Origin of the sequence: Halorubrum aquaticum, assembly GCF_900113615.1 — an archaeon.
Classification (GTDB): domain Archaea; phylum Halobacteriota; class Halobacteria; order Halobacteriales; family Haloferacaceae; genus Halorubrum; species Halorubrum aquaticum.
Genome location: NZ_FOPZ01000003.1, coordinates 158,425 through 179,742 on the forward strand (window position 1 = coordinate 158,425; position 21,318 = coordinate 179,742).

Annotated in this window: 20 protein-coding genes and 1 tRNA gene; 11 read left to right on the top strand and 10 right to left on the bottom strand. The window is 67.8% G+C overall.

From position 1 onward, the window contains the following. The first annotated feature begins 356 nt into the window (after positions 1 to 356). From F3H10_RS04145 to F3H10_RS04160, 4 genes are all read left to right on the top strand, one after another. A complete protein-coding gene (locus tag F3H10_RS04145; RefSeq protein ID WP_149783576.1) occupies positions 357 to 1,973 on the top strand; it encodes a DUF1102 domain-containing protein in 1,617 nt (538 codons plus the stop codon). A gap of 91 nt (positions 1,974 to 2,064) precedes the next feature. Continuing rightward, positions 2,065 to 3,009 (top strand): hypothetical protein, encoded by a 945-nt coding sequence (locus F3H10_RS04150; protein ID WP_149783577.1) that lies wholly within the window; start codon positions 2,065 to 2,067, stop codon positions 3,007 to 3,009. A 69-nt stretch (positions 3,010 to 3,078) separates the two neighbouring features. Beyond that, positions 3,079 to 4,242: a signal peptidase I gene (locus F3H10_RS04155; RefSeq protein WP_149783578.1), complete on the top strand. Its 1,164-nt coding sequence runs from the start codon at positions 3,079 to 3,081 to the stop codon at positions 4,240 to 4,242. A gap of 6 nt (positions 4,243 to 4,248) precedes the next feature. Beyond that, positions 4,249 to 5,634: a DUF5305 domain-containing protein gene (locus F3H10_RS04160; RefSeq protein ID WP_149783579.1), complete on the top strand. Its 1,386-nt coding sequence runs from the start codon at positions 4,249 to 4,251 to the stop codon at positions 5,632 to 5,634. A 23-nt stretch (positions 5,635 to 5,657) separates the two neighbouring features. Here the strand turns inward: F3H10_RS04160 and F3H10_RS04165 are convergent, their stop codons facing one another. Beyond that, on the bottom strand, positions 5,658 to 5,852 hold the full coding sequence (locus F3H10_RS04165; protein ID WP_149783580.1) for a heavy-metal-associated domain-containing protein: 195 nt from the start codon (positions 5,850 to 5,852) through the stop codon (positions 5,658 to 5,660). A 99-nt stretch (positions 5,853 to 5,951) separates the two neighbouring features. Between F3H10_RS04165 and F3H10_RS04170 the strand changes: the two genes are divergently transcribed. From F3H10_RS04170 to F3H10_RS04180, 3 genes are all read left to right on the top strand, one after another. Beyond that, complete coding sequence (locus F3H10_RS04170; protein ID WP_149783581.1) at positions 5,952 to 6,542, top strand: winged helix-turn-helix transcriptional regulator; 591 nt, start codon at positions 5,952 to 5,954, stop codon at positions 6,540 to 6,542. Between the two features lie 48 nt (positions 6,543 to 6,590). Further along, positions 6,591 to 6,741, top strand: a tRNA-Gln gene (locus F3H10_RS04175). Positions 6,742 to 6,870: 129 nt separating this feature from the next. Continuing rightward, positions 6,871 to 7,230: a hypothetical protein gene (locus tag F3H10_RS04180; protein ID WP_149783582.1), complete on the top strand. Its 360-nt coding sequence runs from the start codon at positions 6,871 to 6,873 to the stop codon at positions 7,228 to 7,230. A gap of 51 nt (positions 7,231 to 7,281) precedes the next feature. Here F3H10_RS04180 and F3H10_RS04185 read toward each other — a convergent pair whose 3' ends face one another. From F3H10_RS04185 to F3H10_RS04195, 3 genes are all read right to left on the bottom strand, one after another. Then, positions 7,282 to 8,343 (bottom strand): hypothetical protein, encoded by a 1,062-nt coding sequence (locus F3H10_RS04185; RefSeq protein ID WP_149783583.1) that lies wholly within the window; start codon positions 8,341 to 8,343, stop codon positions 7,282 to 7,284. Then, entirely contained in the window at positions 8,340 to 8,816 is a 477-nt protein-coding gene (locus F3H10_RS04190; protein WP_149783584.1) for a FlaD/FlaE family flagellar protein, read from the bottom strand. Before F3H10_RS04190 ends, F3H10_RS04185 begins: the two co-directional genes overlap by 4 nt. 84 nt (positions 8,817 to 8,900) lie before the next feature. Continuing rightward, the gene (locus F3H10_RS04195; protein WP_149783585.1) at positions 8,901 to 9,443 is read right to left on the bottom strand and encodes a zinc ribbon domain-containing protein; all 543 of its coding nucleotides are present in this window, start codon (positions 9,441 to 9,443) and stop codon (positions 8,901 to 8,903) included. 93 nt (positions 9,444 to 9,536) lie between these two features. Between F3H10_RS04195 and F3H10_RS04200 the strand changes: the two genes are divergently transcribed. Next, positions 9,537 to 10,430, top strand: coding sequence for a pantoate kinase (locus F3H10_RS04200; RefSeq protein WP_149783586.1), 894 nt, complete (start codon positions 9,537 to 9,539; stop codon positions 10,428 to 10,430). A 20-nt stretch (positions 10,431 to 10,450) separates the two neighbouring features. On the opposite strand, the gene F3H10_RS04205 is transcribed toward F3H10_RS04200, so the two are convergent. The 6 genes from F3H10_RS04205 to F3H10_RS04230 form a co-directional block, all read right to left on the bottom strand. Continuing rightward, the gene (locus F3H10_RS04205) at positions 10,451 to 12,088 is read right to left on the bottom strand and encodes a SufS family cysteine desulfurase (RefSeq protein ID WP_149783587.1); all 1,638 of its coding nucleotides are present in this window, start codon (positions 12,086 to 12,088) and stop codon (positions 10,451 to 10,453) included. 55 nt (positions 12,089 to 12,143) lie between these two features. Next, positions 12,144 to 13,199 (bottom strand): dipeptide epimerase, encoded by a 1,056-nt coding sequence (locus tag F3H10_RS04210; RefSeq protein WP_149783588.1) that lies wholly within the window; start codon positions 13,197 to 13,199, stop codon positions 12,144 to 12,146. Then, positions 13,196 to 14,278, bottom strand: coding sequence for a DUF1611 domain-containing protein (locus F3H10_RS04215; RefSeq protein WP_149783589.1), 1,083 nt, complete (start codon positions 14,276 to 14,278; stop codon positions 13,196 to 13,198). Before F3H10_RS04215 ends, F3H10_RS04210 begins: the two co-directional genes overlap by 4 nt. 90 nt (positions 14,279 to 14,368) lie before the next feature. Beyond that, a complete protein-coding gene (locus tag F3H10_RS04220; protein ID WP_149783590.1) occupies positions 14,369 to 15,505 on the bottom strand; it encodes a mandelate racemase/muconate lactonizing enzyme family protein in 1,137 nt (378 codons plus the stop codon). Further along, complete coding sequence (locus F3H10_RS04225) at positions 15,502 to 17,097, bottom strand: N-acyl-D-amino-acid deacylase family protein (protein WP_188127862.1); 1,596 nt, start codon at positions 17,095 to 17,097, stop codon at positions 15,502 to 15,504. Before F3H10_RS04225 ends, F3H10_RS04220 begins: the two co-directional genes overlap by 4 nt. Positions 17,098 to 17,236: 139 nt before the next feature. Then, the gene (locus F3H10_RS04230; protein ID WP_149783591.1) at positions 17,237 to 17,578 is read right to left on the bottom strand and encodes a hypothetical protein; all 342 of its coding nucleotides are present in this window, start codon (positions 17,576 to 17,578) and stop codon (positions 17,237 to 17,239) included. Positions 17,579 to 17,851: 273 nt separating this feature from the next. On the opposite strand from F3H10_RS04230, the gene F3H10_RS04235 reads away from it, so the two are divergent. The 3 genes from F3H10_RS04235 to F3H10_RS04245 all read left to right on the top strand — a co-directional run bounded on the left by F3H10_RS04235 (position 17,852) and on the right by F3H10_RS04245 (position 21,318). After that, positions 17,852 to 18,352, top strand: a complete 501-nt coding sequence (locus F3H10_RS04235) for a hypothetical protein (RefSeq protein WP_149783592.1) — start codon at positions 17,852 to 17,854, stop codon at positions 18,350 to 18,352. Between the two features lie 173 nt (positions 18,353 to 18,525). Continuing rightward, on the top strand, positions 18,526 to 20,280 hold the full coding sequence (locus F3H10_RS04240; protein WP_149783593.1) for an ABC transporter substrate-binding protein: 1,755 nt from the start codon (positions 18,526 to 18,528) through the stop codon (positions 20,278 to 20,280). A 54-nt stretch (positions 20,281 to 20,334) separates the two neighbouring features. Continuing rightward, positions 20,335 to 21,318 carry an ABC transporter permease gene (locus F3H10_RS04245; RefSeq protein ID WP_149783594.1) on the top strand — a complete coding sequence of 328 codons (984 nt, stop codon included), beginning with the start codon at positions 20,335 to 20,337 and terminating at the stop codon, positions 21,316 to 21,318.

Below are 21,318 nucleotides of genomic sequence, written 5' to 3' on the forward strand. Positions count from 1 at the left end.
GATATGGTCGTTATCTGATCTGATTATGAGGATCTCACGACGAGAGAATGCCCATTATCATATGAAAAATTATGTATTGAAACGCGCAGATCGGCCCTTCAGACCGATCGTGAACGGTGGGAGAGTGGTCTTCAGACCGGGCCTGAACCGATCGAACCGTCGTTCAAGCGGGAGCGGGATTATAATGATAAAAATCCAATCAATTTCGGATCGATCTCTCTATCTCCTCGCATCGCGATATTTTCTATCCGGTTTGGATCACTTTGATACTTCATTTTAACCATCAAGCAACCCCTTCAACGACTTCAAGCTCCACATACTCAACACCCTTCGACGTGTAACGATTCACAGAAACCGTGCCCACCGCCCGCCGCACCGCGATCCTCGCCCTCCTCCTCGTAGCCGCGGGATCGCTCGCGTTCGCGACGGGTGCGGCGGTCTTGGACGATCCGGCCGACACCCTCGCCGACGACCGCGTGGCGATCCAGCCCGCGGACGGCCCCAACGGGAAGTACGCCTACCTGAACGAGGACGACGAGATCGTCGTCGACGTCTCGCCGTCGAACCCCAACGTCTCCGCGGACTTCGAGGGCGTCAACGTCGGCTCGACCGGGCGGATCGACGACGTGTTCACGATCACCTACACCGCCAACGAGACGGCGGACGTCTGGATCGAACACGCGGGCGAGAACCTGACGTTCGTGACCGACGACGGCCCGATCGAGAACGAGTCGAACGACGTCACCCTCGGGCCGGACGAGTCGGTCTCGGTCGGCCTCCGGTTCGACACGCGCGGGACGGAGGCGGGCACGTACCTGAGCGGCGACGAGTTCGCGATCCACGCGAACGTCACGGACCCGGCGTCGGCGGAGAACGCGGCGTTCACCGCCGAGGGCGACGACGACGACTCAGCCGGCCCGCAGGTCCTCGTCGCGAGCTCGGGGCCGTCGGCGCGAGGACTCGAGGCGAACGACGTCGACCCCGGCGACACCCTTCGGTTCGAGACGGACGGCATGTCGATCGACCGGGCGAACCTCACGCTCGACGGCCTCGACCTTCACGGCGTCTCGACGCGAAGCGTCCGCATGAACGCCAGCGGGACCCCCGAACCGCTCCCCGAGGCCGGCCCGCTCGAGACGGCGCAGGAGCCGGTTCCGCTCGGCTACCTCGCGCTCGAGTACGACTTCGACCCCGCCGGGGTCGAGGAGATGGCCATCCGGTTCAGCATCGACCGGGACGCGCTGGGCGGGACCGATCCCGGGAACGTGGTCGTCTTCCGCCGGAGCGACGACGGCGACTGGGAGCCCCGCGAGACCGAGGTCCTCGACGAGGAGAGCGTCGAGGTGCGCGGGCTCTCCGAGGACCGGGTCCACTTCGTCGCGCGCACGGGGGAGTTCTCGACGTTCGCGGTCGCGGCCCACACCGACCGGATCCGCGTCAGCGACGCCGACCTCGCCGAGTCGGCCGTCGAGACCGGCGACGAGACGACCGTGACCGCGACCGTCGAGAACGGGGGCGGCGCGGCCGGCGAGCGAACCCTGGCGCTCACCGCCGACGGCGGGACGCTCGCGTCGACGACCGTGTCGCTCGCACCCGGCGAGTCGACGACGGTCTCGTTCCCGGTCGGCTTCGCCGAGGCCGACGCGTACGACCTCGCGGTCGACGGAACCCCGGCCGGAACCCTCGTCGTGGGCGACGGGACCGACTCGAGCGACGGCGGAAGCCAGGGCGGCACCGGCGGCGGGACCGATACGAGCGGCGACGCCGGGCAGATCGACGCGGACGGCTCGGGATCCGATGCGGCCGACGACGGCTCGTCGTCCGCCTCCGAGGACGGCGCGTCGTCCGAGGTGGACGCCGAGCCGGTCGAGGAGCCGGGTGGATTCGGGATCCCGGAGCTCGCGGGCGTGATGGGCGTTCTCGCTGTGCTTCTCGGGTGGCTGGCGGTCATCCGGCGGATGCCGCGGTCCTGACTCCGCCCGGGTCGCCCACGCCGCTCCGTCTCCCCGGGTCGCCCGTTCCTGCGGCGACAGGGATTTACCGTCGGTTCCCGAGGGATTCCCCGTGAGGACGACGTCGACCGATCCGGGCGTCTACGGGGCGGACCCGTCGCTTCGCGAGGAACTCCGCTCGCGAGCCCGCGCGCTCGACCTCCTCGCCCTGTCGGCCGTGCCGGTCGTCCTCCTCGCGGTCTTCGCGCTCCCGGAGACGACCCGGCGGTCGCTCGCGTTCGCGTATCACGAGCCGACCGCGCTCACGGCGTTTTCGGCCCACTACGTCCACCTCGAGGCCGCACACCTCCTCGCGAACGTCGCCGCCTACGGGCTGCTCGCGGGCGTCGGCTACCTGCTGGCGGTCGCGGGCGGGCAGCGCCGGTTCTTCTTCACCGCGTTCGCGACGTTCTGTCTCGCCTTTCCGTTCGTGCTCTCCGCGCTGAACCTCGCCGTCCCGCGGCGCGCGATCGGGTTCGGCTTCTCCGGCGTGAACATGGCCTTCGCGGGGCTCCTCCCGTTGTTGTTCGCCGCGTTCGTCCACGCACGCCTCTCGAACGGCGAACGCGCCCCGCTCTCCGCGTCCGCCCCGGTCCGACTGCTCCCGGCGACCTTCCTCGTCGTCGTCGGCTGGATCGGGACCCTGGCGCTGCCGATCTCGACCGAACCCGCGGGGCTCGTCGGCCCCGTCGTTCTCCTCGGCGGGCTGCTCCTCGGCGCCCGCGGGGTCCTGTCGACCCCGCTGGAGCGCCGTCCCTCGCTTCGAGGGGGTCTCGCTCGCGTGGTCGACCGCCGGGGAGACGGCGACCTCCTCGCCGTCGGCGCGACCCTCGCGGTCGCGTACCCGGTCGTCGGGTTCCCCGCCGAGGCGTCGGTCGAGGGCGGCGTGATCAACCTCTACGTCCACCTCCTCGGGTTCTGTCTCGCCTTCATCGGGCCGTACGCCCTGCTCGCGGGCGGCGCGTTCGACGACGGACCCCTCCATGACGAGGCCCGCGCCGACCTCCGAGTCGATTGACACGATCCGCGAATTTATAACGCGTCGATGATTGCCTTCTGTCGAACGCGACTGCTTCCTGACTGACACATGTCCCCTCGACGAATCCTCTCGATCGGCTTACAGGTCGTGGCCGTCATCGCCGTACTCTCGCTCGTCGTCGGGCAGTTCCTCGGACAGCCGATCCTCCTGAGCTTCGTCGAGACCGGGAGCATGCAGCCCACGCTCGACCCCGGCGACGGCTTCGTCGCGATCCCCGCGCCGGTCGCCGGCGGGGTCGGCGTCGGCGACGTGGTCACCTTCGAGGCCCAGGAGATCCAGGGCGGCGGGCTGACCACCCACCGCGTCGTCGACGAGACCGAGCGCGGCTACATCACGCAGGGCGACAACAACCCCTTCACCGACCAGGACGGCGGGGAGCCGGTCGTCCAGGAGACGGAGATCGTCGCGAAGGCGCTCACCGTCGGCGGCAGCGTGGTGGTGATCCCCCACCTCGGGACGGTCGCCATGGCGTTCCAGTCGGGACTCGAGAGCGCCCAGACATGGCTCGCGGTGACGTTCGGGATGCGGTCGCTTCAGGGCACTCAGGGGTTGGCGTACGTCCTCTTCGGGCTCTCCGTGGTCGCGTACGCGGCCGACTGGCTGTTGACGGGCTCGACGCGCGACCGGCCGGAACGCGACCGCTCCCGCGACGACGGCACCTCGGTGACGTTCATCCTCGTCGTGCTCGCGCTCGTGTTGATGAGCACCGCGACCGCGGCGATGCTGGTTCCGGGCGGGACCCAGGAGTACGGCGTCGTCAGCGCGGAGTTCGAGTCCGACAACCCCACCGTGATCGAGCGGGGGACGAGCCAGGAGCTGGAGTACGTCGTCCCCAACGCCGGGCTCGTCCCCGTTCGGACGTACGTCGAACCCGCCAGCCCGGGCGTGACCGTCGACCCGCAACGCGTCGCGGTCGGCCCCCGCGGCGAGGGGTCGACCACGGTGACGCTCACGGCGCCCGAGGAGACGGGCTACTACCGGATGTTCGTCGTCGAGAACCGCTATCTGGCGGTGTTGCCGCCGGCGGTCATCGACGGCCTGTATCGGATCCACCCGTGGGTTCCCCTCGTCGCGATCAACGCCCTGCTCGGCGGCGGGATCCTCCTGACCGGCCTCCTCCTGCTCCGCGGGGAGCCGGCGCGGATCCGGAGCCGCGAGTCGCGCCGGACGACCCCGCTGTACCGACGCCTCCTCCGTGCGCTCTACAGGTGATCTCCCATGAGTACACTCCCTGACCCCGACGACCCGATCGGACCCGACGGATCGCGAGCCGGCCCGGACGAGACGCGGCTCCGGGCCCGGGCGTTCCTGGACGCACAGTTCTCCGTTCTCCTCGTCGTCTGTCTCCTCGTCGCCGCGGCGGGCGGCGGCCTCGTCTACACGACGCACGTCGACCCCGGCACGGAGACGCAGACGCGGACCGTCTCCTCGTGGAACGTCGAGACCGAGTACGTCCACAGCGCGGAGGTGACGGAGCCGAGTCCCGTGTTCTCCATCGGCGACGAGCTCACGAACCGGGAGACGTACTTCGCGAGCGTCGCCCCCGAGCTCGACGTCGCGGCGCAAACCACCTACACCGCCGACTCGGCCGAGTCCGTCGACGTCACGCTCGAGTCGACCCTGGTCGTACGCAACGTCGGCGGGGAGGAGAGCGGGACCGTCTACTGGGAGCAGCGCGAGGCGGTCGACTCGACGACCGCGACCGACGTCGGGCCGGGCGAGACCGTCTCGGCGCCGTTCACGCTCAACAGCACCGCGATCGACGAGCGGGTCGCGACGATCGAGGAGGAGCTCGGTGCCTCCCCCGGCGAGACGGAGACGTTCGTCGTCACCGACGTCGAGGTGGCGGGCACGCTCAACGGCGAGAACGTCACGTACACGCGGTCGGTCCAGTTCGGGATCAGCCACGAGGGCGCCACCTACACCGTCTCCGACCCCGGCGTCCAGTCCGACGGCGACGAACAGCAGGTCACCGAGACGGTCGAGCGAACGTACGGTCCCCTCCGCGGCGTCGGCGGTCCGCTCACCCTGCTCGTCGGGCTCCTCGGCGTCGCCGGGCTGGGATACGCCCGATACGAGGGCCTCATCGGGATCGACGAGGCGGAGCGGGAGTACCTCTCGTTCCGTGACGACCGGTCGGAGTTCGACGAGTGGATCACTCGGGTTCGGCTCCCGCCGGAGGCACACGACCGCCCGGAGGCGTACGCGGACGGCCTCCGCGACCTGGTCGACTTCGCCATCGACAACGACACCGGCGTCGTCGAGGACCCGAACACGGGGGCGTTCCACGCCGTCTCCGGCGAGTTCGTCTACACGTACCGGCCGCCGCTCGCGCCCGGTTTCGGCGGCGGAGCCGGACGGGCACCGGGTCCCGACCGGTCGGGTGGCGACGGCCGCGAGACCGCCGGAAGCGACGCGAACGAGGACGGGTTCGACGGGGACGAGTCCGGCGACGACGAGGCGGACGCGGGGCTGTTCACGAGCTCGCTGTTCGGCGACGGTTCGGACGCGACGGAGAGCTCCGAGAGCGGTACCGCCTCCGACGAGGAGCCGGACGACGGTTCCGAGCGGGACGAGGGTCCCGCTCCGGACGGGAGGGAGTGAGTGAGGCCTCGGCGTGACGCGGCTCAGACCTTCGGCTCGTAGCCGGCCTCCTCGATCGCCGCCGCGAGGGCGTCGTCGTCGGCGTCGCCCTCGACGCTCGCGGTCCCCGCCTCGTGGTCGGCCGAGGCCGATTCGACGCCGGGGACGTCGCCGAGCGCGTCGACGACGCTGTCCTCGCAGCCACCACACGCCATTCCGTCGATCTCGATCGTTCGCATGGTCCGCCCTTCGGCCGCCACGGATAACTCGCTTTCCCTCGACGGGACGCGACGGGCACCCGTCACGACGCTTTTGTTCGCCGGGACGGAAGGGAACCCATGCGCACGCTCGACGAGACGGACCGGGAGATCCTCCGGCTGCTGTTGGCGGACGCCCGACGGCCCTACAGCGACATCGCCGACCGCGTCGACCTCTCCGCGCCGGCGGTCTCCGACCGGGTCGACCGGCTCCGCGAGACCGGCGTGATCGAGGGGTTCACCCTGCGGATCGACGCGGACGAGCTCTCCGAGGGGCTGGCGGCGCTCGTGACGCTCGAGGTCCCTCCCGCGGAGGCCCCGGCCGTCTACGAGGCGGTCGCGGGTCGAGACCGGGTCGAACACGTCGTCCTGACCGCCGACGGCGACGTGGTCACGCTCGTCCGGGTCGCCGGCGGCGACGTCCGCGGGTTCGTCGACCGGGTCGTCGGACTGGATCGGGTCTCGTCCCTCTCGGTGAGAGTCGTCGACCGTCACGAGTGGTCGCCGGGGCTCGGCGACGCCGACCTCGCCGTCGACTGCGTGGAGTGTGACAACACCGTCACCGCCGAGGGCGAGTCCGCGCGGATCGACGGGACGCTGTATCACTTCTGTTGTGGCTCCTGTCGGCGGAACTTCGAGGAGCGCTACGAGCGGCTGGAGGAGGGCGCGTGAACCCGGGAAAGTAACCTACTTGAGTCCGGCCCGGTTACCGGTATTCGAAGTCCCGTGGTGTAGTGGCCAATCATAATGGCCTTTGGAGGGAATCCGTCCGCGTTCGCGGCCGAGACGCGATCACGGGTCGTCTCTTCGGAGACGCCCGCCGGATGCCCGAAGTCAGCCATTGACGGCGGTTCGAATCCGCCCGGGACTATTCTCCGACTCACGATCGGTTCCGTTCCGCGAGCGGTGCGCTTTCGCTGTCTCCGTCCTCGCCACCTGCGTGCCGACCGTCGTCGTGTCACCAGAAGACATACCACGATCGAACGCGATCCGATCCCCCATGTCGACGAGCGACCGATCGGTTCGATCCGCCTCCGAGGCCGACGAAGCCACTCTCGAGGATCGGGTCCTCCTCGGGGACGAACTCCCCCCTGAGTTCCGGCGGGAGCTACGGAGCCTCTCCGACATCGTCCGGAACCCGCGTGCGGAGCCGCTCGCGACGGTCGTCGCGGCGGTCGTCGTGCTGGCGTTGGGCTACCAGTCGTACGTCATCGCGACGACGACGCACCCGCTCCTCGGGCTCGTCGCGATCGGCGTCGTGGCGGTCGCGTACGCGCTCGCCAAGCGGTTCTGGACGATCCAACACCGGTACGTGGTCCGTGAACTCGCACGGGAGGGCGAGCTGGATCGGCTCCGCTGAGGGGTACTTCCCGTCGAAAAACGTCCGACAGCTCGCTCTCGCTTGCCCGCCTCAGACTAGCCGTTCGGCGATGCGTGCCGCGCCCTCCGCGGCGGCGGTCGCGGGGTCGTCGGGGGCGACGACCTCGACGTCGCGGTCGAGCTCGGCCGAGAGCCGCTTCTCGAACTCCTCGACTAACCCGGGGATGCACGCCATCCCGCCGGTGACGGCGATCGGGCGGCCCAACGCGAGCTGGTAGGGCTTCATGTGGTCGTTCGCGAGCTCGGGGAGGAACTCGTTGGCGACGGCGTCGACCGCGTCGTCGATGTAGCGGTCGACGGGGTCGCGGACGCCGCGGTCGACGGTGAACTCGTGGCTGCCGCCGCCGGGCTGTTGGACCACGTCCGTGAACGGCTCGAAGTCGTACACGTCGGCGCGCTCCTCCTTGTACTCCCGGGCGGTCGTCCGGTCGATGTGGACGCGGCCCTGGCTCTCCTCCTCGACGGCGGCGACGATCCAGCGGTCGACCTCGTTGCCCGTGACCGAGCCGGTCGAGAACGGCGAGAGCTGCTCGCCGCGGCGGTACGCACAGGCCTCGAGGGTCGTCGAGCCCATGTTGACCGAGACGAACACCTCGTCGATCGCGTCGAGCCCGTCGCCGTAGGCGGGGATCGCCCCGCACAGCGACTCGGGGAAGCTCCGGACCGCGGCCTCGCCGACGCTCGAGCCCTCGATCACCGCCTTGAGGTTCTCGACGCCCGCCTCGTTGTCGATGGTCGGGACCGCGTAGACGACCGCGCTGTCCGCCGGGACGTCGTGGGCGTCCACGACCGCCTCGAAGAACGCTTCAGCGTCGGCGACGCCCTCGTCGTTTTCGGGGAGTCCCGACCGGAGCATGAACCGCACCGAGTCGGGATACTCGACGGCGGCGTCGTGGCCGTACAGCGCCTTTTCCTCGCCGGTGATGGCGTCCTCGTAGGTCGCCAGACAGGTGAGCGTCGAGTGTCGCTCGCGCCCGTCGCGTTCGTCCGGCAGGTCGAGCACCGTCCGGGTGCTGCCGAGTTTCACCCCGACCGGGGTCGGGGCGTCCTGGTCGTCGAAGTCCGTCGTGTCCGTGGAGTCTGCGTCGCTCATTGTTCACTCGCACACGAGACGATCCGGACGACAGAGACGAGGCTGATCCGATGGTCGGCGGGGGAGAAGGGCCGGTCGTGTCGGGGCGCGTCGAAGCCGGCGAGCCGGCGTTCCAACGCGTCCGCGACCGCCGGGGAGATCCACCCGAGTTCGGCGTAGTACGACAGCGCGTCGCGGCTCCGCAGGTGGCCGCCGACGTCGACGAGGTAGCCGAGCCAGTCGGCCGCCTCCCGCTCCGCTTCGGGCACGCTCGGAACGGATCGTAGGTAGGGGCGCTCCCCGTCGACGACCCGCCGCAGCCCGCGTTGCCGTTGGAGGACCTCCGTGAACGCGGCCGAGCGAGCCGCCTGCTCGGCGCGGTTCCGGTTCGGTTGACGAAGCGGCCGCTCCCGAGGCGCTTCGTCCGCGCCCGCCCGCGTTCCCGCGAGCCAGCGCAGTTCCCGTACGTCGTATCTCCGTGGATTCAGGCTCATTGTCCGTCCGTCGTTCGCGTCCGTACCCGGACGGTCCCCCTCGACGTATATGAGGGTTCGTGCGCGGTTATCAGGTGTGAGAAGCTACTTCGACTCCGCCCACGGCAGCGGCTCCGTACACCAGTGACAGAAGTCGAGTTCGGCGTCGGTCTCCCGCCCGCAGTGGGGACACTCGACGCGGGTCGGTTCGGCGTCGGCCGCCCCGGCGTCCTCCGTTCGAGGGCCGGCGCCTTCCGACCCGACGCCTCCCCGACCGACGCCCGTGCCGTCGTCGTCCGCGGACTCCCCTTCCGTCGCGTGCCGCCGTATCGCCGCTGCGGTCGCGTCCGCGCGTTCCGCCTCCGCCGCCTCCGAGCGCGCGACGAGGTACGCGTCCACCGCCGAGAGCCCGACGAGCACCGAGATCGGCAGGGCGACGTCCGGGGACACCCCGGCCGCGACGTCGGCGAGCGACCCGCTCGGGTCGATAGGGTCCGCGTTCGAGAGGCTGTACAGCGCCACCGCTCCGCCGAGGATCGTCACGTGCCACACGATCGCTCGTCCGAACCGTCCCAGAAACGCGTGTCCCAGCCCGGGGACGAACGTCGCCAGGAGGGCGGCGACCGGCGCGCGGAGACGGCGTCGCATGGCGCTCGCTTCTCGTGGCCGCTACTTACCGGCTACGGTGTCGGACGACCGCGGATGGCAACGATTAATCGGGGGCCTCGCGTCCGGTGACGCATGAACGGGAAGCGGGCGACCGCGTTCGTCCCCGGCCACGTCACCGCCTTCTTCAGCGCGCACCCGGCCGAGGACCCGGCCGCGGCGGGCTCCCGCGGTGCCGGACTCACCCTCTCGGACGGCGTCGACGTGACGGTCACCCTGGTCGACGACGCGGACGCCGCGGACGACTCCCCCGTCGCGCTCGCTCTCAACGGCGAACCCGCGACGATCGGCGCGGTCGGGGACGTCCTCGCCGCGCTCGACGTGCGGGCGCGGGTGACGCTCGCGACCGATCTCCCGGTCGGGGCCGGATTCGGCGTCTCCGGGGCGGCGGCGTTGGGGACCGCGTTCGCCGCCAACGCGGCCGCCGACCGGGGTCGCTCCGAGAACGAGCTCGTCCGGATCGCCCACGAGGCCGAGGTCGAACGCGGAACCGGGCTCGGCGACGTGGTCGCCCAGGCCCGCGGCGGGATCCCGATCCGCCTCGAGCCGGGCGCGCCGGGCCACGGCGTGCTCGACGGGGTCCCCGCACACGCCCGCGTCGAGTACGTCACCTTCGGCGAGCTCTCGACGGAGGACGTGCTCGCCGGCGACACCGCCGCGCTCACCCAGGCCGGCGAGCGCGCCCTCTCGCGGCTCCGGGCCGATCCGCGACTCCCCACCCTGATGGACGCCTCACGCGAGTTCGCGGAGCGGGCGGACCTCCTCGTCCCCGAGGTCGCCGAGGCGATCGAGGCGGTCGCGACTGCCGGCGACTCCGAGGACCCCGACGGCTTCGGCGGCTCCGCGGCGATGGCGATGCTCGGCCGCACCGTCTTCGCGCTCGGTACCGGCCTCTCCGACGCCGGCTACGACCCCGCGGTCTGTCACACCCACCCCGCGGGCGCGCGGCTGGTCGGCGAAGCCCAGTAGCCGACTCCCGGTCCCCGTCGTCAGTCCGTCCGCGCGGTCGCCGGGTGCCGCGCGTCGAGGTGGTCGCGGGCCGCCTCGGCTATCACCTCGCCGGGACCGCGCACGCAGTCGCGGCGCAGGTCCGGGTAGTGGCCGTCGACGAGTCCCTCGACGAGCTCCTCGGCCTCGAGCGCTCGCTCGATCGGCTCGCCGCGGAGCGCCTCGGAGACCATGCTCGCGACCGCGGTGCTCACCGCGCAGCTCTCGCTCTCGAAGCCGATGTCGACGACGGTGCCGTCGTCGTCGATCTCGACGAAGAACTCGCCGTCGTCGCCACAGGAGGTCTCGGCCGAGTGCTTCGTGAACGTCGGGTCGGCGATCGCGCCCGCGTTTCGCGGCGCGTGGTAGTGGTCCGCGAAGCGGTCGTGGAATCGGTCGGACGCGACGAGGTCGTCCCGGCGCTCCCGGGTGTTCTCCAGCGCGTCGATCAGGGCGTCGACCTCCCGTTCCGTGTTGTAGACGTAGAACGAGGCCCGCACGGAGCCGGGAACGTCGAGGCGGTCGTGAAGCGGCTGCGTACAGTGGTCGCCGGCGCGGACGGCGATTCCGCGGTCGTTCAACACCGAGGAGAGGTCGTGGCCGTGAACGCCGTCGACGTTGAAGGCGACGAGCCCGGAGCGCTCCTCGCCGGGCGGGACGCCGTAGACGGCCACGTCGTCGCGCTCGCCGAGCCGCTCCATCGCGTACTGGGCGAGCTCGTTCTCGTGGGCGGCGACGGCCTCCATCCCGATGTCGTCGAGGTAGTCGGCCGCGGCCGCGAGCGCGATCCCCTCGGCTATCGGCGGGGTCCCGGCCTCGAACTTCCAGGGTGGCCGGTTCCACGTCGACCCCTCGAAGGTGACGTGCCGGATCATCTCGCCGCCGTAGAGGAACGGCTCCATCTCCTCGAGGAGGTGGCGTTTCCCGTAGAGCACGCCGATCCCGGTCGGCCCGGCCATCTTGTGGCCCGAGAAGGCGAGGAAGTCGGCGTCGAGCGCCTCCACGTCGACCGGGCGGTTCGGCACCGACTGGGCCCCGTCGACGAACACCATCGCGCCGTGGTCGTGGGCGAGCTCGGCGAGCTCGGCGACGGGGTTCACGGTTCCGAGGACGTTCGAGACGTGCGCCACCGACAGCATCCGCGTGTCGTCGTCGACCACCTCGGCCGCGTGCTCCATGTCGAGGTGGCCCTCCTCGTCGACGCGGACGTACCGGATCTCCGCGCCGGTCCGGCGGGCGACCTGCTGCCAGGTGACGAGCGAGGCGTGGTGTTCCATCTCGGTCACGACCACGTTGTCGCCGGGGCCGAACTCCTGCATCCCGAAGCCGTACGCGACGAGGTTCACCGCCTCCGTGGCGTTCTTCGTGAACACGATCTCCTCGAGCCCGCCGCTCGCACCGACGAACTCGGCGATCCGCTCGTGTGCCTCCTCGTAGGCCACCGACGCCTCGTGGCTCAATCCGTGGATCCCGCGGTGGACGTTGGCGTTGTACTCCTCGTAGTACTCGCGGAACACGTCGTACACCTGCGTCGGCGTCTGCGTCGTCGCGGCGTTGTCGAGGTAGACGAGCGGCTCGCCGTCGACCTCCCGGTCCAGTATCGGGAAATCGTCGCGGATGCGTGCGGAGTCGGATGCCATACCGGCAACAGATACCAGTCGTACAATAAGTTTCGGGGGAGAGGACGTGGCCGGCCTACCGGTCGGGAGTTACGCCGTGTCCCGGGCCGCCGATGTCGTGTATCGGGCCCTCGCCGCTGTCGACGACGTCCTCAGCCAACAGTCGATTACCGTCGAGGTCAACGTACGAGAACGCTCCCAGTCCGGCAACGACGTGGGCGCTAGTGTGGATGCCGATCGAACTCTCCAGCATACAGCCGACCATCAGATCGAGGTCCGCACCGTTCGCGATGGCGGCGATCTCCGCGACCGCGAGCGGGCCGGACTTCCCCAGCTTGACGTTGATGATGTCTGCCGCCTCCTCCCGGACGACTCGGACCGCGTCCTGGGGTGTAAAGACGGTTTCATCGGCCGCGATGGGGATGTCGATGCGACGACGTGCGTCCGCGAGGCCCGCGAAGTCGCTTGCCGGAACCGGCTGTTCGATCAGCTCGAGGTGTATCCCGCGTTGAGTGACGCGATCCGCGAACAGTGCCGTTTCCTTTGGACTCCATCCCTGGTTGGCGTCGACCTTCAGCGCGGCATCCGGCGCGGCCTCCCGTATCGCAGTCACTCGGTCGATGTCTGCGTCGAGATCGGTTCCCGTCTTGATCTTCAGGTGTTCGTATCCCTGATCGACTGCCTCCTTGGCTCGTCTCTTGGCGGCTGCCGGCTCGACGATGGGGATCGTCATGTCCGTCTCGACGGGAGAGGGCGTGCCGCCGAACAACTCCGAGAGCGCGATATCCCGCTCTCGGCAGAACGCGTCGAGAATGGCCGTTTCGACCGCGAACGTCGCCGAAACGGCTCCAGGAAACGTGTTCCGAAGATCCGTCACGACGCTTCGGTACTCGCCGACGGGACGATCTTCGACGACGTCCGCAGCGGCACGTGCCGTTTCGACCGCCGCCTCGCGCGTCTCTCCGGTCACCGGTGGAAGGGGAGAACCCTCGCCGTACCCCCTCACGCCTTCTTCGGTCTCGACCGTGACGAGCACGTTCGAGGCCTCGTGTTGAATGCCGAGCGAGATCTCGAACGGCTCGGAGAGGGGGAGATCGAGCGGTTCCACGGTGAGGTCGACGATGGTGCTCATGCCCCACCTCCCGTCGTCCGACCCGATGCCTCTGGTTGTAAGGCGTCCCGAACCGCGCCGAGGAGGTCTTCGGAGCCGCCCTCGTCGTAGACGTTTGCGACCGGGTACTCGTGACGGTCGCGCTCCGTTTTGGGATCCCCCCAGGTCGAGACCCCGGCGATGGTGGCGTCAGAGAGCGTTTTAACGAGGTCTGCCTCCTTTTCGACGCCATCGATTTGAAACCGATCGAAGTGTGTCCGTCGGGTTCGAGCCGGGTCGTCGGCGAGGACGACCGCGTCGGGCCACGCTCCGTGTAGGATACCGAGCGTGACGCTGGAGTACGCACGGTGGGTGAGAGACGCCTGGCCCTCGACGAAGACGAGGTCGTGATCCGCTCCCACCGACTTCACCATGTCCTCGACGACGCCACCCGTGAAGTCGGCGGGGACGCGGTCGATCACGACCCCCTCGTGTGCGCCAACCATGATGCCGGTCTGTCCGGTGGCGACCCAGCCGGCGTTGAGGCCCGCCTCGCGGGCCGCCTGATAGAGTTCGAACGTCGTCGTGCGCTTGCCGACCGCACAGTCGGTCCCGAGCGTGAGAACCACGTCGGTATCGATGTCGTCGACCGATCCGTCCCCGACGCGGAGCGCATCCTCCTCGGGGGGTTTCCGTACGTCGAGGATGCGGGCGTCGTGCTCGTCGGCCAGCCCCGACCAGTGTTCGTCGTCGCCGAGGAAATAGTGGAGTCCGCTCACGATGTCACAGCCGGCACGAAGGGCGTCTTCGATGTCTCCTACCCACGCGTCCGGGAGTTGTCCCCCCGCCGGCGCGACGCCGATGACGAGTGCTTCGGCTTCCGGAGCGATGTCGAGGGCGTCGTCCACACATTCCACGATCGGGACGTCGGGTGCGTCACGTTTCTCGAGGACTTCGGCCGGGGTCTGCCCCGCCGTCCCCGAATCGACTACCGCCCGGACGTCGAACACCTCGCTGTGTGTGACGACCCCGTTTGCCGTCTTCCCACCTTTGCTCCCGAACTCTCCCTCCGCGAGTACGATGGCGGGAACCGGGATGTCGAACGTGTCTCGAAGATTCATCGGATATGGGATCGTTCTCCCATTCAAGCAAAACCCTACAACCTTCCATGATGGGTCCTCGATGCCCCCGGGTTCAGGTCGGGTGGGGTTTCAATCGGTCCGGTACCGTTCGACCGCCGAATCGTCCAACGTCACTCCGAGGCCCGGATCGCTCGGGACCGAGAAACGGCCTCCCGAGGCGTCCCACGCAGCCGGATTCTCGATGAGCGTCGACGCCGCGTGGACGTTCAGAGCACCGGACGGATAAGGGATCGCCGGCGACGACGCCGCGAAATGGGCGTTGGCGGCCATCCCAACCCCGAGTTCGAGCATTGTTCCCATGAAACAGGGGAGTCCATGCGCGCTCGCGACCGTCGCGACGTCACGCGCACGCGAGAGCCCGCCGGTTTTCGCGAGCTTGATGTTGACGATGTCACAGGCATCTCTTCCCGCGAGATCGGCCACGTCCGACGGGGAGAAACAAGCCTCGTCGGCCAACACCGGCACCCCCGTCGCCTCCCGTACCCGCCGGAGCCCCGCGACGTCGTCGTAGGGTACCGGCTGTTCGATCAGGACGAGCCCGCCGGCAGCCTCGTCGAGGACGGGGACGCGACGCACCGCCTCCGCAGCCGACCACCCCTGGTTGGCGTCGACGCGGATCCTCGCGTCGGGCACCGCGTCGGCGATCGCCGCGATCGCCTTCCGTTCGGCCTCGAAGTCTGGTCCGCCGACCTTCACCTTGAACGCCGTGAACCCCTCCTCGCGACCCTCGACCGCGAGCTCGCGGACCTCCTCCGGCGGACGGATGCCGATGGAGTAGTGGAGAGGGATCGTGGGATCGTCGTCGGGTGCGCCGCCGAGCAGATCGTACACCGGGAGGTCGCGTAGCTTCCCTAACGCATCGTACAGCGCGACGTCGACGCCGCTGATCGGGAACGGCTCTCCCGAGAGCGTCCGTTCCGCCCGGTCGACAAGCCGCGGGATGCGGTGGAGCGGCTCCCCCTCGAGAAGCGGCGCGAGACGGTCTTCGATCAAGTCCACGACCGCGCGCTGTGTCAGTCCGTGTGGCCACGTCGATAGCGGCGCGACCTCGCCGACACCTGTGACGCCGGCGTCGATCTCGACACGGACGAGGACGTGATCGTACGAATCCTGCCCACCGGTCGCGACAGAGAGGCTCGTCTCGTAGGAAGTCTCCACCGGCACCGACACCGGGATCGTCTCGACGGCAGTGATCGTGGCACTCATGCGCCGATCACGTCCCCGGGCCGCGCGCCGGTGTGGTCGCCGTTGCGGAGGACGAACTCCCCGTTGACAAGGACGTGCTCCATGCCGGCGGGGTAGACGGCGGGATCGAGGAAATCTCCGGTCTGCTCGACGGTTTCGGGATCGAACACCGTCAGGTCGGCACGGGCGTCCCGTTTCACCACGCCCCGGTCGTCGAGGCCCAGGCGCGCGGCGGGCATGCCCGTCATCTTGTGGACGGCGCGTTCGAGCGGGATCACTCCCTCCTCGCGGACGTAGTGGCCGAGCACGCGGGGGAACGTCCCGTAGTTGCGCGGGTGTGGGACGCCCTCCCCGAGTGGGCCGGACTGGCAGAGCGAGGAGCCGTCGCTACCGACCATGGTGAGATCGTGGCGCATCACCGTTCGGACATCGGTCTCGTCCATGCCGAAGTTGACGTGCATGGTCCGGTTCCTGTCCTCGAGGACGACGTCGAGGAGGATCTCGGCGGGTTGGCGTTCCTCGCCGTCTCGGGATGCGAGTTCGGCGATCGTCTTCCCCTCACACGTCTTCAGGTCGGGGTTCTGGACCCCCGTCACGAGGATACCGTCCCAGTCACTCGTGCGGTCGGCCTTCAGGTCGTCACGGATCCGGGCTCGAGTCTCGGGGTCACGAAGCCGCTCAAGGAGCGCGTCGTCGCCGCCGTCGTGAGCCCAGTTGGGAAGGAGCGCCCCGAGGCTCGTCGAGGAGGCGACGTACGGGTACTGGTCACACTGGACGTCTATCCCCTCTCGCTGGCGGACGAGCTCCATCCGGCGGAGGGTGGCTCTGACCTTGCCCCAGTTGTCGGGACCGATGGCCTTGTGGTGGGACACCTGTACCGGCACGTCCGCCCGGCGGCCGATCTCGATGGTCTCCTCGACGCTCTCGAGGAGGCCGTCGCTCTCGGAGCGCATGTGGGTGGCGTAGAAGCCCCCGTGGTCTGCTGCGACCTCGGCGAGTTCGACGACCTCGTCGACGTCCGCGTAACATCCAGGCGGGTAGAAGAGGCCGGTGGAGAGTCCGACCGCACCGTCCGCCATCGCCTCGGCGACGAGGTCGCACATCTCGTCGAGTTCGTCGGGCGAGGGGGCGCGGTCCTCGTGGCCGACGACGGCCGCACGGACGTTCCCGTGGCCGACGAGCGAGCCGACGTTGAGCGAGAGCCCGTCCGCCGCGAGGTACTCGAGGTAGCCGGCCATCGAGTCCCACTCGTTGGGATCCACCTCGTCCCCGAGTCCGTTGCTCTCGAACCAGTCGTCGACGGAGCGGGCGGCCGCCCCGTATCGGGGAGCGGCGCTCGTCCCGCAGTTCCCGACGATCTCGAGCGTCACGCCCTGTCGGACTTTGCTGTGGGCGTCACGGTTCGCCGGGAGCGTGAAGTCGGAGTGGGTGTGGATGTCGATGAATCCAGGCGCAACGACGTTGCCGTCGAGGTCCACCTCGGTGTCCCCTTCACCCTCGACCGTCCCGACCGCGGTGATTCGACCGTCGGTGACGGCAACGTCCCCGCGGTACCACGGTGAGCCGGTCCCGTCCACGATCCGCCCGTTTCGAAACACGTGTTCATAGCTCATCGAGTGAACTCACGGGGACCGATGGGTAAAGTGTGCCACCGTCCAAGTACGGGTACGGACGCTCCGAAACCGGCGAGTTCGAGCCGAGACGGATCCCCGGCGATTCGTGCTGTGGGGTCCGGGAGTCGATCGAATTGCTCTACGAGAGCAGTCCGACGTACGTCGCGACGATCGAGTAGAGGAGCGTGACAACGAGGAACGCCGTCTCGTTGACGTCGAGCGTGAAGTACACGAGAGCGAACACCGGATACGGAGCGACCAGAAGGAACGTCTCGAGGATGTACCACTGCTGTGGCGTGACGTCGAGTTGATTCCGGATCCGGTCGCGAGGGAGGGGATCCCGCAACTCGGTCGGAGGCTTGATCTCGTCGGATTCGGATGTATCTCCGTCTCCGGGATCGCTTCCACCGACGGAGTCTTCGGTACCTCCTGGTGGTCCCCAGTCCGCGTACTCTTCCCGGTCGGGATCGCTTCGAGTCACGTCTCACCTCCGTCGTCGCTTCCAGAGGTCACACCGGAACGGACGCCGACCGATTCGACGGTCTCGAGACTGGTTCCGGAACCCCTCGTGGGAGAAACTCCACGCACCGGCGTGACCCCTACGGATCGGTTTGAGTCCGCTGCCGATCGCCGGAGGACGCTACCACAGGAGTTCGTGGCACGGAAGCCCATGGTCCGAGATGTCGGGTTGAGACGGGTAAACTCTTCGCACGAAAGCGTACATTGAAAGGCGTACATCGATAGCGATGGGCGTATGGGACTACGGGACATACTCGACGCGGCCGAGGCGGTCGGGGATCGCGACGAGGTCCGTCAGTCGACGTTCCGCGAGGAGTTCGAGGCGTACGAGGCCGGCGAGACGGAGTCGTTTCCTCGAACGCGGGAGGCCATCGCCGACGAACGCGCGGCGCTCGAGGAACTGGCCGAGGAACTGGACGCCGAGGAGGGGAACATCGATCAGTTGATCGAACGAACCGAGTTCTTCACGGTGGATCAGGCGGTCCGCCACCGGGAGCAGACGATCAAAAAGCTGGAGGCACACAACGAACACCTCCGAGAATTCCACGACGCGATGACCACCGCGCTCGATAGAATCGAGACGAACCTCTCCGAGTTGGAGTCGAGTGATCCGGGATCGATCGAACAGGACCCACAGCCACCGTTTGAGCGTGCTCGCAACGCTTTGGACGACCACAACGAGGCGGTCGAGGACCTGAGTACCAATCTCACTATCCTGAATGCGTATCTCCCGTAAGTGACCCAACCGTCGAGTTGTAAAAAGAACTCTCACGAGCGATCCGAGCCGGATGTGCTAGGACTATTTTTGTACGCTCGTAGGGTGATGTGTTCGAAAAGCTCGGAATCGACTCGGCACCCTCCATAGTTTGGTGGTGGCTATAACCCCGGAAGTTGGCATTGGGCTTGTGTATGACTACCAACCGACGCAGCTTCATGCGGAAGATGGGCGCTGCCGGGGCGGCCATCGGTAGTGTCAGCATCGCCGGGTGTTCCGGGGAGCAAACCACCACGACCGACGGAGGCGACGGATCGGGTGGCGGTGACGGATCGGGTGCCCGGGTGGTGGAGGAGGACCTCCCCGAAGAGCGGATGATGGACGACGTGATCCACCTAGCATACACCGAACAGTACAATCCCGGGCGCTACCAAGCGAACCGCCTCGTCGACCAACGTCTCACCGACGAGATGGGGATCCCGACGGTGACGGATCCGGTGGAGGCGACCGTGGTCAGCTCCCGCGAGCAGGCGGGCGAGTACGACATGGTCACCTACCGGTGGACCGCGAACAACGGTGAGCCGGACAGCATCATCGTCACGCGGTTCGCGTCGGACGGATCCGAGAACTGGACGGGGTTCTCCAGCGAGGAGTACGACGAGATCGCCTACGAGCAGCGACAGGAGACGGACCGGGACGCCAGACAGGAACTCGTCCATCAGGCACAGGACATCATCGGCGAGCAGCGTCCCGAGAATCAGTTCCTGTTCAACGAGTACTACTACGCGTTCCGAAGCGACCGGTTTGAGGAGGATTCAGTCGTCGTGACGGACACGGGGCTGCGCAATATCTGGAACTACACCCAGATCGAGCCGAAAAACGAGGAAGGGAACACTATCGTCACGAACAACTGGGACCCCTCCGACCAGCTTAATCCCCTCAACGCCAACGCCATCGGTCCGAGTCGGAACTGGGTTCCCACGCGGTTCATGCACGACATGCTCATCCGGACGGGGCCGGAGCTCGAAGCCCAGCCGTGGGCGGCGACGGAGTGGGAGTGGGAGGACGACACTACGGTCACCTTCCAGCTCCGCGAGGGGATGACGTTCCACGACGGGGAACCGGTCACCGCCAGCGACGTGGTGTGGACCTACCAGATGATGCTCGATAAGGAGCCGCCGGCGTACCTCAACAACGTCGTTCAGGTCGTCGACAGCGTCGAGCAGGACGGCGACTACACGGTGACGTTCACCCTCGAGGAGGCGTACGTTCCGTTCATCAAGACCACCGCGGGGATCGTGCCGATCCTCCCCGAACACTATTGGACGCAGCTGATGGAGGAGACGGGGACGACGGAGCAGCCCTGGCAGATCTCGATCACCGACGACAGGCCCGTCGTCGGCTCGGGGCCGTTCCAGTGGGGAACGTGGGACCAGGGGTCGCGGTTCGAGATGCCGTCGTTCGACGACCACTTCATGGCGCCGAACATCGACATGCGGGTCCAGCGGCCGCTGTCGACCACCGACGCCGAATACGAGGCGTTGCTCAACGGTGACTACGACCTGCTCGACTTCTGGTTCGGCGACACCGAACAGCTCGCGGGGGCCGTCGAGGAGAACGACTTCTTGGGTTCCGTCGAGACGCTCGGGACCGGGCGACAGTCGGCGTGGGTGAACTGTCAACGGCCGCCGTTCGATCACGTGCCGATGCGGCAGGCGTTCAACGCGGTGGTCAACGACTCACAACAGACCATCATCAACGAGGCGTTCGACGGCTTCGGACAGGAGGCACACACGTTCATCAACCCCTCGTTGACGTTCTGGCACAACGAGGACACGACGTTCTTCGACGGCGGGATCGAGGGTGCGACGACGATCCTCGCGGACGCCGGCTACGTGTGGGACAGTGACGGGAACATCCACTACCCGGAAGGAATGACCGGGAAGTGAAGTCGTCGATCCGACGACGACGACCAGATCCGTTATTAATCCTTCCCATTACACATGGTTAACAAACGATACATCGCTCGACGGCTCGCGTTGATGGTGCTCTCGATTTTCATCGTCATTACGATCCTGTTTTTCCTCTTCAGACAGGTTCCCGGCGGTCCGATGTCGGCGTTCACGAACCCCCGGATGAGCCAGGCGGCACGACAGGCCATCATCGAACAGTACGGGTTGAACGATCCTCTCTGGCGGCAGTACCTCCGGTACATGGTGAACGTGGTCCAGCTCGACTTCGGCCAGTCGTTCTACTACGGGAACTCGGTGTCGTCGCTCATATTCGATCGGTTCGTAAACACGATGAGTCTGATGCTGACGGCGTTCGTTATCTCGTACACCGTCGGTACATATCTCGGCGCACAGCTCGGGTGGATCCGGGGCACGACGAAAGAACGGCTCGGGATGGTGGCCGTCCTGTTCGTCCGATCGATGCCGGTGTTCTGGACAGGAATGGTCGTTCTCTACGTGTTCTCGTTCCAGCTGGGTCTCTTCCCGATCGGCGGGATGCGGGGAACGGGCGCGAGTTACAGCACGATGGCGGAGAAGTTCCTCAGCACGGACTTCCTGTATCACGTGGCGTTGCCGGTGTTCACGCTGTGTACGTACTACACGGGACTGCCGCTGTTGTTGATGCGGAACAACCTCCTGGAGGTTCTCTCCGAGAGTTACATCGACACGGCGCGTGCCAAGGGACTCACCAGTCGACGGGTCCTATTCGTCCACGCGGCACGCAACGCCATCCTACCAGTAGTGACGGCGTTCGCGATCGCGATCGGCTTCGCGGTCGGCGGACAGGTGTTGATCGAGACCGTCTACTCGTGGCCCGGACTTGGTCGCGAGATGGTTCAGGCGTCGCTTCGAAGCGACTATCCCGTCGCACAGGCCGCGTTCGCTCTTCTGTCCGTGATCGTCATCACGATGAACTTCGTCGCGGACATCGCGTACACGTACCTCGATCCGCGGGTCAGTCTGGGTGAAAGCTAA